This is a genomic window from Paenibacillus sp. CFBP 13594, from assembly GCF_014842675.1.
In the GTDB taxonomy this organism is placed as follows: Bacteria; Bacillota; Bacilli; order Paenibacillales; family Paenibacillaceae; genus Paenibacillus; species Paenibacillus amylolyticus_B.
On the sequence record NZ_JACYVQ010000002.1, the window covers coordinates 757221 to 769763 of the forward strand.

Genomic DNA, 12543 nt, shown 5'->3' on the forward strand with positions numbered 1-12543 from the left:
ATTTAACTCCTGATAAACTTAATATATATAGTTGGGCGCTTGTCATATTGACAACGTGTCCGAATAAGATGCCGGTAAGCCGTGGGCGAACCGGATCGAAAAAATAAGGAGGATTTTCATTTATGCCAAAACGATTTAGCAGAATGCTCGCATTCCTCTGTTGCTTGGTCATGGTGGCGTCGCTAATGCCTAACAGCTATGCTGCCGCCACTGACAACATCGAGAACGCAGAAGCGAATGAAACACCCACCGCCATTTTTGGAACTCCCGAACTCGGGGCAAATGATCCCCTCTGGGACCAAACCATGGAGCATCACATCAACAAAAGCACGGTACCCACCGACCCGAGACCCCATGCCACGGGCACAGCCAGAATCCTTTGGGATCATGACTACCTGTATGCCCACGTAGTTGTGAATGACAGTAATCTATATCAGGGAGCTGGCGCAGATCATCGGTATGACAGCCTGGAGTTTTATGTTGGTACCGGAACCAGCGGCTCAAATCAATGGCGAGTCAGCTCGACGGGTGTGTTTTCAGGGCAGGCCGCTCCAGGCAGGGCTGCATGGACCCAGATCACGGAAACCGGATACATCGTGGAAATGAGAATACCAAAAAGAACCCTGGCCTTTGAGGAGGGAAAGCTTACCTTTGAGGTTTACATCAATAACTCGACGGAAAACGGCGGTGACCGCTATGAAGTCGTTTCCTCTTTTGGAGTTCCAGACGCAGCTTATACCAGCTCTGATTCATTTACAGACAGCCTGCAGCTCACTTCAGCCAATGAAGTGGACACCAGATTTTCAATCACCGCCACTGCGGGACCGGGCGGCTCAATCATGTCGAACCCACCCGGCGATGTTCTGAGAGTAGATCGGGGCTCTGACAAAGAAATTACGTTTACCCCCGATTACGGCAAAATTGTGGATACCGTAACAGTAGACGGCGAGACCTTGACTCTATCTGCTGGCACTTATACCTTTACGAATATTGAGGCTGATCATACCATTCATGTGACATTCAAAAACGATCCGGACGCGGGGATACTTCCCTTTATTGTATGGAATGACAACTTTGCCAGTGGCGAGTACACAACGGCTGTTATCATTGATTTAGGCGAGGGGAAGGCGGCGTTAGGCTCCGCGCTTAATCCAGACTTGTTTGCCTTATCGGCTAGGAACACGACCCTGAACGGCGAAGCAGTGACCTTTGAAGGACCACGCAAGATCACAAGGGTGTATGCTAATGATGAACCGAAGGTACGCGGCTATGTGGGGCCGATTAGCCATTCACCAGATTATCAGGACGGACTGGCGAGCGGTCGTTACATCGTCGTTGAGTCTGAGTTTTATTCAGAGAGCGGCGGCAGTACAACGCTGGATGGCAGCAGTAACTCGACAAAGCAGGTCTACACCCTTGTTCAAAAGGGCCAAATCGTACTGAAAGAAGGGAATCCGCTTCACAATGTGGTTTTTGAACAGGAGAAAGTTGTGAATCCAATCCTTGATAAATTTACAACATTCACGGACAATTCGGTCAATCGTTCACTCTACCTTCACAAGGATGACGGAGGTAACGTGATGAACGGATTGCCGCTCTATGTATATACCCACGGCATGTCACGCGGCGGCACAAACGCTGCGACAGACCAAAAAGCCGCCATGAAATCCGCCAACGGCTCCGTCGCTTTAATGAAAAAGATGGAGCAAAATCCCGATAAGTACGCCAGCCATGTTCTGAATATTTCCTATAATGGCGTATCTGTTCCCTCCACAGAGAATGTTAAGAAGGTCATAGACGCCCTGATTGCCAGCGGCGAAGTAGACCCTAACCGTGTTTACGCAGCAGGCTTCTCCTGGGGCGGCCAGTATACGAACAACTTAGTTAACAGCTACCCTGGCTTCTTCGCTGCCGCCGCACCTATGGCCCCGGTAAGCGGTTCACCGAACGCTAAGGACAATGACGCTCACTACAACCTGGCCTATTGGATGTTTTTAAATGCTCATAATGTCGGAGGCTACCAGACTAACCTCAATAACTTTATCAATAACAATATGCCGAAAATGATCAACGCGAGGGCTTCGCGCTTTGAGAGTAATGAGGCACTTACGTGGCCCTACAATCAGTTTGATCAGCCGAATCTGAGGCCGAATCCTGCCAACACACCTGTTCTGGCTGATTATATAGCGCATGAAGTTGAAGCGGCGGTTCTTTATAACCAGATCACTATGGGAACTTGGAGTATAGCACCTACGGCGCAGTCCTCTAACTTGCCAGCTTGGAACAACAACTACACAGATGTCTTTGATTGGATGTTCGCACAGAGAAAACCGTCCGTGCCTGGTGCACCGAGTGGCTTCAAAGCGACAGCGGGTGACGGACAGGTCACATTGAGCTGGAATGCTCCTGCTGACGATGGTGGCAGCTCGATATTGGGCTACAAGGTATGGTATGGCAATGTAACACCGGTTGCATTGGATGCGGCGGAGACCAAGTATACCTTCAACAACCTGACAAACGGCCAAAGCTACAGCTTCAGGATCGTTGCGGTGAACGCGAAGGGAGACGGCGCGGAGATCAGTGCTACGGCGACACCGATGAAGACGACGACTCCCACTGTACCTGATTCTGGCGGCAATACGGGCAACACCGGAAATACCGGCAACATCGGTAATACGGGCAACACCGATAATACGGGCACCGGGACAGGCGCTCAAACGTCGAAGTCGACCTACACAGTGAATACACCGAAGGATAAACCCGCGGTCACAGACAAAAATGGCAACACCACCCTTCCAGGCGGCGGCGAGATTGCGACCAAAGGCGGGACGAAGATCAAGGTACCCGAAGGCACAACGATAGACTCAAACGGGAAGGTAACTATTCCAGCAGACAAGAGCGCCGAAGTGACACTACCCGGCGGCAACAGTACAGTGACCATTTCGGGTGGCTCGACGATCGCGAGCGACGGTACGGTCACAATAGGCGGCAAAGACGCGCATGGGAACCTATCAAACGGTAACCAGGTGTATTTCCACGGCGGATCGAAGATACGGAGCGGCGGAGCGGTTGTGGTAGGACCAAGCGGCGCAAGAGTCGGCTTAGACAACGGCATATCGCTGAACATCCGTGAGGGTACGGAGCTGGCGTTTGATGACGCCACCCCACTGAGTTTCCTCGTGATATCAGGCAATCCTTTCACGGATGCCAACATGGACGAATGGTTCTACAACGATATAAATTTCGTCTACACTTACGATCTTTTCAACGGCACGACGTCCACGAAGTTCTCACCGGGCACCGCAATGACGCGTGCAATGTTCGTGCAGGTACTAGCCAATCTTGAGAACGTAAACCTTTCCAGCTACACGAGTTCCCGCTTTAGCGACGTGAAGGACGGACAGTGGTACACGGCGGCAGCCGAGTGGGCGGCCGAAAAAGGCATAGTCAACGGTACAAACGCAGACCTGTTTGACCCCAATTCACCGATGACGCGCGAACAGATGCTAGTGATACTGTACAATTACATGAAGTACAAGGGCTATGAGATACCTGAAAGCAACTCTATGTCCTTCACGGATCAGAGTGAGATCAGCTCCTGGGCGTTGGAGGCCGTTCAGGCGCTGCAAGGCAACGGCATTGTATTAGGCAAACCGGGCAACTTTGTTGCTCCCAAAGCCACCGCCTCCCGCGCAGAAGTAGCTACGATCTTTGTAAGGTTCGTCGAATATCTGACTAAGTAAAAGCGTATACAGAATTAAGGTGACCCCTCCCGGCTGGACAATATCTAGCCGGAAGGGTCTCCTTGTTTTCAAACTGTACTTTTTTTGACGTCTAGAATATTCGTCCCCAAGCTCGTCCCCAAGTCCAAAAATTCTACTTATATTAATGCATGTTTCTGATTTATTTCTCCACAAAAAAAACGCCATCACAATAATGTGATGGCGTTCTTAATTATGGAGCCTAGGGGGATCGAACCCCTGACCTCATCGCTGCCAGCGATGCGCTCTCCCAGCTGAGCTAAGGCCCCAGGATATGAAATAGAAAACTTGTCCAACACTGCTACGTTCCACAGGCGACTCCTATATCATATAAAATCCAGCTTTCGCTGTCAATCAAATTTTTAAGATCCAGAGTGATTGGAGAAGAACAATCGATTTCACTGGCACGCACGGACTGGAACTCCAGACTGCTCTTCTCCCTTTCCCCACTTCACTAATCCTCCAGATTATCTTTGGACAACAGGGATTTCAGTTCTTTCATGAACATATTGATATCTTTGAACTGGCGATATACCGACGCGAAACGGACATATGCCACTTCATCGACTGGAAACAACTGTTCCATCAATAGCTCACCAATCTGGCGACTCTCCACTTCAGCATCAGCTGTATTACGCAGAGATTTCTCTACTTCAGATACCATCATCTCCAGAGTCTCAACGGAGACTGGACGTTTCTCACAGGCACGAATAAGCCCGCGGAGAATTTTGTCCCGGCTGAACTCTTCACGACTGCCATCTTTCTTAATGACGATAAGTGGAGTCTCCTCAATCATCTCAAACGTTGTGAATCTTCGGGCACACTGCTCACACTCACGGCGACGACGAATGGACTTTGCTTCGTTGGCCGGACGCGAATCAAGCACTTTGGTACCCATATAACCGCAATAAGGACACTTCAAATCAGATCACTTCCCACGTTTTACTTTTACCACATATTCCCTGTCTTGATTTTGTAATGAAAAATGCATTGCCGAGACATAATACTTTTACCAACTCACGAGGAGGTGAACAGCAATGGCACAAAGCAACGGTAACTCCAACAACCTGGTGGTAACTAAAGCTTCCGCAGCACTCGAGCAAATGAAATATGAAGTTGCTCAAGAACTCGGAATCAGCATCCCACAAGACGGATACCAAGGTAACATGACTTCTTACGAGAACGGTTCGATCGGTGGATACATCACGAAGCGTCTGGTAACAATTGCAGAACAGCAATTGGCAGGTCAATACCAATAATATCTGCATCGTAATACGCTACACAGAGGAGCATGGAGCGGCCGGTGAATAACCGGCCTGCTCTGTGCTTCTACTTATATACTTAGAACGTATTATAGATCTTTACATACTGATTATAATAGTAAATGACCCTTTGTACATAGTGACGCGTCTCACCAAACGGAATATCTTTCACTGTATCGAACGAGCCATCCCATACACCATCTCTAAGCCAACTGTTTACTTTGCCTGGTCCCGCATTATAGGCAGCGATCATCACTGCTTCATTGCCATCGAATTGATCGGACAGATTCCGCAGATACCATGTGCCTAATTGAATATTGCGTTCAGGCTCGTGCTTCAATTCCTCCAGCGAAGTGTCGGGAATTTTGGCTTGTTCCAGTATCCAATTCGCCGTGTCCGGCATCAGTTGCATGAGCCCAATGGCACCTCGTTTGGATTCTTTGCTTGTCTTGAAATTGGTCTCCACCTTGATAATGGAAGCAATCAGAAACGGATCAACCTCATAACTCTGAGATTGGGCACGAATCTCTTCCTTATAATGAATCGGATAGAACCATGCCATCCAGTTTGTATTCAGAAATAACACGAGTACAAAGGACACAAACATCAACAGCAGGACACGTTTCTTACGCAATATTTTCATAACAAACCCTTACGCTGTAGATATGAGTCAATTTGCTGCTCCGTCTCAGTCCATAAACCGCTGTTATCGATGACAATGTCTGCCAGCTGCTTTTTGCGCTCAATATCCATCTGTACATCCATTCGAGCCTCAGCCTGTGCTGCAGTCATTCCATCCCGACTCATCAAGCGATCTCGTTGCACCGATCTCGGGACATATACTACCATGACTTCCTCGAAACCATCCTCCAGACCCGATTCGTACAGCAAAGGAATATCAGACACCACAAGTTTATCCGGATGTTGCAATTCGTATGCAGCAGCCCGTTCGCGCATCTCTCTTCGGATCGCCGGATGTGTAATAGCCTCAAGTGCCTTTCGTTCCTCAGGTTGTTGAAAAACAATACTTCCAAGCTTTTTCCGATCCAGTGTTCCATCTTCGTTCAGTATGGCTTGTCCAAACCGCTTAACAGCGGCGGCCAACACGGGATGCCCGGGCATCATAACTTCCCGGGCAATAACGTCTGCATCGATGAGCAACGCTCCCTTACTGGCGAGATAGGCGGAAACACTACTTTTGCCTGTCGCGATCCCGCCGGTTAAGCCTATATTCATCGTTTCACCTCATAACAACTTCATTATTCCCATAATCATTAACAATAGTGCTGGCAATACAGATAGTCTTCGCATCCAGCGCAGGGCTGAGAATCGTAGTCCAACCTTCATGCCGAGTGACAGAAACGCCCCACTAAACAGTGCAATAATGAGTGCTGTCCATAGTGTAGGGAATCCCAGAAGTGCCGCTCCCAAACCTGCTCCAAACGCATCCAGAGACAGGGCAATACCAAGCCACATCGCTTCCTGAGCAGATATACTTCCCGAGTTATCCATATCCGCCTTGGAAGGGCTGCGAAGGATCTGAATGACGACCCCCAGCTTACGCAGCTCCAGTGTAAATACCATTCGTTCGAGAGAATCACCCGAAGCCGATTGCTCCAGATCCAGTGCAAGTACCTGATTCCTGCCCTTGGAATCCGGCAGCGTCCCTTGTACGTTTTTCCCCAGCGCATTAACCGTTGTTTCTCCTGCTCCCTCAACCGTTACGATGTCTGTTTCCAGCTGTTCTTTGCCTTGCTTTCGAATAAGTTGCAACAGTGACCATGCACCAATACCTATCAATATGACGGCTCCCACGATCGAAGCGATATCCGGTGACACCACATGGGACAACAACACACCTACTTGCATCGACAAGGCAATAACCAATCCCGAACAGATCGAAATAACAGCGATAGATAACAGGGGAATCTTAGTCCTCCGTAACCCATATGTAATCCCGACTCCAAAACCATCTAAACTAAGCGCCAAAGCAAGCGCCAGCAATGAAATAAAATGATGCAGCACCCCGGACTCCTCCTCTGTGCGGTACTCGTGCCAACTGAAGATGCCAGTATGGGTATACGCCCGCTTATTTCTGCCATATCAGTATATGGAGGGAGGAATCCAAGGGTGCTATGATTTCATCATTTCGTTCATTCAGTTCATGTTCAGCCGCTGACAGTTCGGACAAAAATGCGTACCACGGCCACCTACCACCGTTTTTTCGATTAAGGTACCACATGTTGCACAAGGCTCTGATTTGCGTCCATAGATTTTCAATTGATGCTGGAACATTCCCATCTCACCCTGTCCATTCACATAGGACTTGATGGAAGATCCTCCTGCATTCACTGCATCTTGCAACGTAGCCACAATCGCTTCATGGAGCACCGTTAACTGAGCTTCGGTCAATGTCTTGGCGATGGTCTCGGGATGGATGCCAGCGCGAAATAGAGCCTCGTCCACATAAATATTCCCGATACCAACCACATATGCCTGATTTAAAAGTACAGCCTTGATTTTGGTTGTACGCTTGCCAACCGCCTCACGGAATGCAGTTACCGTAAAGGCTGGATCAAGCGGCTCCAGTCCGAGTTTCAGCAAAGGTTTGGACACCAGTTCCTCACCTGCATTAAACAGATGCATCGTACCGAACTGACGCACGTCCTTATAGCGTAATTCCGTACCATCATTAAAATGGAAGATCACATGGGTATGTTTCTCCACATCTTCATGCTGCTCGTACACACCGTACCTTCCTTCCATCCGCAGATGGGAGACAAGCACCAGCCCGTCCAGCAAAATACGCAAAAACTTGCCTCGACGCTCCACCCCAATGACGGTATGTCCCGCGAGTTCCAGTGCAAATGCATCTATATCGTCCGGCCGCTGAATAATCCGCGGCAAGCTAACGGTAACATGATCAATCGTTTTGCCCACAATAAGTTGATTCAATGTTCTTCTGACTGTTTCGACTTCCGGTAATTCCGGCATGATGTTCTCACCTCCCCTATATTATAACGGAAGATGACGCTTAGCGGGACCCTTTTCTTATATCGAAAACATGGAAGGGACTAATGTAAAATACCGGAAAAACCGCGCGGCGCTTGATTTATTTCGCTTCGTACCAGTTATCACCAAAGCTGACTTCGGCTTTCAGCGGAACTGACAGTTCCAAAGCTTTTTCCATGACAGCAGGCACGAGTTCTTTCATCAGTTCCAATTCATCGGCAGGTACTTCGAATACAAGTTCATCGTGCACCTGAAGCAACATACGACTCTTCAACTCGCGTTCCCGCAGCGCTTCATCCATCTGTACCATGGCCAGCTTAATGATATCTGCCGCCGTTCCCTGGATAGGGGTATTCATCGCTGTACGCTCTGCGAAGGAGCGCAGATTGAAGTTGCTGGCATTAATCTCTGGCAGGTAACGACGTCGCTCAAGCAACGTTTTAACGTATCCATCCTGGCGAGCTTCTTTCACTATGTCATCCATATATCGGCGCACACCCTGGAATACTTCAAAATACTGATCAATAAACTGCGCAGCCTCTTTACGAGTAATATGCAAGTTCTGTGATAAGCCATAATCACTTATTCCATACACGATACCAAAGTTAACTGCCTTGGCGGAACGACGCATATCCCCATCCACATCTTCAGGCTTCACACCAAATACATCCGAAGCGGTCTTTGTATGAATATCCATATCGTTTACAAATGCTTCCTTCAAGCGCTCATCGTCCGAAATATGTGCCAGAACTCGCAGTTCAATCTGGGAATAGTCCGCTGCCAAAATCGACCAACCAGGTTCGGAAGGAACAAATACCTTCCGGATTTTGCGACCCTCTTCCATCCGGATCGGGATGTTCTGCAAGTTCGGAAATTGACTGCTAAGCCGTCCCGTTGCAGCAATGGTCTGACGATAATACGTATGCACTTTGCCATCTCGATCGGAAATTTCTTTGAGTAGTCCTTCCACATAAGTGGATTGCAGCTTGGCAAGCTGACGATATTGTAGAATATGCTTGACCACATCATTATAAGGAGCCAATTTCTCCAATACTTCAGCATCTGTAGAGTAGCCTGTTTTTGTTTTTTTCACCACTGGCAAGCCCAGTCTATCAAATAAAATCTCACCCAGCTGCTTCGGTGAATTCAGATTAAATTCCGTTCCTGACAACTTGTAGATCTCAGCCATCAACCTGCTGATATGCTCTTCAAACTCGCTTCCCAGCGCCTGCAGATCCGCTGTATTGGCCTTGATGCCCTGTTTCTCCATGTCCGCTAATATACGCGACAACGGCATCTCCAGCTCGTGGAAGAGCGAGTTCATCTCATCGCCTTCTAGTGCCTGTTCCTGAAGGGGAATAATGGCTGCGACTGCAGCTGCTTTGCGGCACAGGAAATCACCCAGTATCTCTGCTTCCGGCACCTTGTACTTGGCCCCTTTGCCCATAACCGTGTCATCCTCCACGAGTGATGGCAGACCATACTTGGTCGTGAGTCCACTAATCGTCTGGTTGGATTCCGTTGGATCAAGCAGATACGCTGCCAGCTGTACATCAAATGATGCGCCAGCGAATTCAATACCATGTGCATGTAGAGCCAGGTCTACACGATGAAGATCATAACCACGCTTCGGCTGGTCTGAATTACCAAGCCATGCCCGCACTGGAGCTGCTGCCTCAGACTTCAGCAATTCAGGAGATATGAATGTGTAGGTTCCGGCGGAACCTACAGCTAGTCCAATCAGTTTCGCCTGATGCGGGTTATCACCGTGTGTCTCCACATGGAGGACATCAATGGAATCGAGGGAACTGAACAGCTCGCCTATGTTGTCCTCTGTTGCAATGGAAGACTCTACCTCGGCAGCAGGGACCGCTTCCTGTTCAGAACCAATGCTGCCACTGAACGACAGGCGTTCGAGCAAGGATTTGAATTCCAGCTTGGCCAGTGCAGGGCCAGCCTGTTCTTCTTTTAATCCGGCAAATTGCATATCCTCCCACGTCTGCTCCAGCGGAACTTCCCGATGAATCGTCGCCAGTTGTTTGCTCATCCGGGCATCTTCGGCATGGGCCTCGATCTTTTCTTTCATCTTGCCTTTCAGTTCACTCGTTCCGTTCAACACATCTTCTACCGATCCGAACTGGTGCAGCAGCTTTAACGCTGTCTTCTCTCCAACCCCGGGAATACCCGGAATATTATCAGAGGCATCGCCCATCAGACCTTTGAGATCAATGATTTGCAGTGGCGTCAGACCGTAACGCTCCTTAATCTGAGCAGGGTCATACAGTTCGATATCGGTTACCCCTTTACGTGTCAGTCCGATATGTACATGTTCAGAGGCAAGCTGCAGCATATCTTTGTCACCCGATACAACAAGCACCTGTCTGCCGGCTTCATCTGCGCGTTTGGTTAACGTCCCGATGATATCATCCGCTTCGAATCCAGCCAGCTCAAACTGAGCGATGCCAAGTCCTTTCAGCAGTTCTTTGAGCAATGGGAATTGCTCTGACAACTCGGGTGGTGTTTTCTCCCGACCGCCCTTGTATTCCTGATATCCTTCGTGGCGGAACGTGACTTTGCCTGCATCAAATGCGACCATCACATGTGTAGGCTTATGCTCTTCAAGCAGTCTCAGCAGCATGGTGGTGAAACCATATACCGCATTGGTATGCAGACCTTTCGAGTTGGTCAGAGGCGGCATTGCAAAAAACGCCCTGTAAATAATGCTATTTCCATCTATGAGAATAAACTTGTCCATTCCAGCACCTCGCGTATTATATGGTCAACCTCTTCAATTTACATCTACTCTCATGATACCATACCCACCTGTCACATCAAAAAGAATAGCCTCTTTCACTTCACATTTAATCGCAAAAAAGAACCTTCTCCACAGACAGCTGTACACAGTCTACCTGAGAGAAAGTTCTTTTCCATTCATATGATTGCATTACTTAATCAGCACTGATTCCCCAATTCCAAAGTAATGCTCTTCCTATTGATTCAGATCCGGACGTTTACCTGTCACCAGGTACACCGTGCTCTCACCAATATTGGTTGCATGATCGCCAATACGTTCAATGTAACGTCCAACCATCATCAGCAGCATAGCCTGTGAAGCCTGATTAGGATGCTCTGTCATTAACGTGTAGAGATCACTGATCATGTGGCTGTACAGTTGATCGACCTGATCGTCTGTCTGAGCCATTTTATAGGCCAGATCTGTGTTTTCTTTCAGGAAAGATTCAATGGATTCATCAATCATGGATTTCACGATTTCTGCCATTTGCGGGATATCCACCAGAGGTTTAATCAGCTTCTGTCCATCCATCCGGAGTGTCACCTTCGCCACATCGAGCGCAAGATCTCCCATACGCTCCAGATCACTGGAGATTTTGAATGCCACGATAATACGTCTGAGATCCTTCGCCACCGGCTGTTGTGTGATGATCAGTTTGGAGCCAAGTTCCATAATTTTGTCTTCAAGGGCATTCAGATTCGCATCATTCTTGATGATGACCTGAGCTTTCTCCGCGTTCATCGTTTGTAAACTCTCAATAGCACCATCCAATGCTGCTCCTACATGTTCACCCATTTGTTTGAGCAAGGTACGCAGCTCTTCAAGCTCCTGATCAAATTCTTTTCTGCGAATCATAGATTTCATGTCCTCCTTATCCATCATCTCCGGGTATGCCGGGATCATTCCAATTCAGCTCGCTTAACCGAACCTTCCAGATATATAATCCTCGGTCCGGGAATCTTGCGGTGTGGAGAATAACGTCTCCGTATCAGCTGCCTCCACCACTTCACCATTCAGGAAAAATACCGTGCGTCCAGATACCCGTGCCGCCTGGTGCATATTGTGGGTAACCATAACGATCGTGTACTTGTGATGCAATTCCTTCACCAGCTCCTCAATCTTCAATGTGGAGATCGGGTCGAGTGCAGACGTTGCTTCATCCATCAGCAGAACGTCAGGCTGTACAGCCAGCGCCCGCGCAATACAGAGACGCTGTTGTTGTCCGCCAGACAAACTAAGTGCCGACTTTTTCAAAACATCCTTCACTTCATCCCATAGGGCAGCATGGACAAGACTTTGTTCCACCAACTGATCCAGTTCAGCCTTTTGGGTTACCCCGTGCAAGCGCGGTCCATAAGCGACGTTATCGTATATGGATTTTGGAAAAGGGTTCGGTTGTTGGAACACCATGCCAACTCGTTTACGCAGTGTCTCCACTTCAATCTCGTTACTGTAGATATCGGAGCCACTCAGCATAACCTGTCCTTCCACACGAACACCCGGAATCATGTCATTCATCCGGTTTAACGTGCGAAGCAATGTCGATTTACCACAACCTGACGGCCCGATGAACGCAGTAACGGTTTTTTCCGGCAGATCCATCGATATATTTTTAAGCGCGTGATGCGTATCATAATATAAATTAAGATTTTCAATGTGAATGAGGTCCTTCATGGATGTTCACTTCTCCTTCGCTGCAGGGACACGGAAACTC

Annotated in this window: 10 protein-coding genes and 1 tRNA gene; 2 read left to right on the top strand and 9 right to left on the bottom strand. The window is 48.5% G+C overall.

Annotation, left to right across the window (positions count from 1 at the left end):
• The first annotated feature begins 122 nt into the window (after nucleotides 1–122).
• On the top strand, nucleotides 123–3743 hold the full coding sequence (locus IFU39_RS10820; RefSeq protein ID WP_192132530.1) for an S-layer homology domain-containing protein: 3621 nt from the start codon (nucleotides 123–125) through the stop codon (nucleotides 3741–3743).
• Nucleotides 3744–3957: 214 nt separating this feature from the next.
• Here IFU39_RS10820 and IFU39_RS10825 read toward each other — a convergent pair.
• Together IFU39_RS10825 and nrdR are read right to left on the bottom strand one after the other, a co-directional pair.
• Nucleotides 3958–4030, bottom strand: a tRNA-Ala gene (locus IFU39_RS10825).
• Nucleotides 4031–4215: 185 nt separating this feature from the next.
• Nucleotides 4216–4683 (bottom strand): transcriptional regulator NrdR, encoded by a 468-nt coding sequence (nrdR, locus tag IFU39_RS10830; RefSeq protein WP_026081166.1) that lies wholly within the window; start codon nucleotides 4681–4683, stop codon nucleotides 4216–4218.
• Nucleotides 4684–4798: 115 nt separating this feature from the next.
• Here nrdR and IFU39_RS10835 point away from each other — a divergent pair, with 115 nt between their 5' ends.
• Nucleotides 4799–5020, top strand: a complete 222-nt coding sequence (locus IFU39_RS10835) for an alpha/beta-type small acid-soluble spore protein (protein ID WP_017689472.1) — start codon at nucleotides 4799–4801, stop codon at nucleotides 5018–5020.
• An 82-nt stretch (nucleotides 5021–5102) separates the two neighbouring features.
• Here IFU39_RS10835 and IFU39_RS10840 read toward each other — a convergent pair whose 3' ends face one another.
• From IFU39_RS10840 to pstB, 7 genes are all read right to left on the bottom strand, one after another.
• Nucleotides 5103–5666: a lytic transglycosylase domain-containing protein gene (locus IFU39_RS10840; protein ID WP_062833563.1), complete on the bottom strand. Its 564-nt coding sequence runs from the start codon at nucleotides 5664–5666 to the stop codon at nucleotides 5103–5105.
• Nucleotides 5663–6259 carry a dephospho-CoA kinase gene (coaE, locus tag IFU39_RS10845; protein ID WP_105598067.1) on the bottom strand — a complete coding sequence of 199 codons (597 nt, stop codon included), beginning with the start codon at nucleotides 6257–6259 and terminating at the stop codon, nucleotides 5663–5665. The genes IFU39_RS10840 and coaE overlap by 4 nt, the downstream gene beginning before the upstream one ends.
• 9 nt (nucleotides 6260–6268) lie before the next feature.
• Nucleotides 6269–7048: a manganese efflux pump gene (locus IFU39_RS10850; protein WP_446740336.1), complete on the bottom strand. Its 780-nt coding sequence runs from the start codon at nucleotides 7046–7048 to the stop codon at nucleotides 6269–6271.
• Between the two features lie 132 nt (nucleotides 7049–7180).
• Nucleotides 7181–8017 (bottom strand): DNA-formamidopyrimidine glycosylase, encoded by an 837-nt coding sequence (mutM, locus tag IFU39_RS10855; RefSeq protein ID WP_192132532.1) that lies wholly within the window; start codon nucleotides 8015–8017, stop codon nucleotides 7181–7183.
• A 118-nt stretch (nucleotides 8018–8135) separates the two neighbouring features.
• Entirely contained in the window at nucleotides 8136–10790 is a 2655-nt protein-coding gene (polA, locus tag IFU39_RS10860) for a DNA polymerase I (protein WP_192132534.1), read from the bottom strand.
• A 234-nt stretch (nucleotides 10791–11024) separates the two neighbouring features.
• Nucleotides 11025–11684, bottom strand: a complete 660-nt coding sequence (gene phoU / locus IFU39_RS10865) for a phosphate signaling complex protein PhoU (protein ID WP_017689478.1) — start codon at nucleotides 11682–11684, stop codon at nucleotides 11025–11027.
• Nucleotides 11685–11747: 63 nt separating this feature from the next.
• Nucleotides 11748–12503, bottom strand: a complete 756-nt coding sequence (gene pstB / locus IFU39_RS10870) for a phosphate ABC transporter ATP-binding protein PstB (protein WP_076209092.1) — start codon at nucleotides 12501–12503, stop codon at nucleotides 11748–11750.
• Nucleotides 12504–12543: the final 40 nt, after the last annotated feature.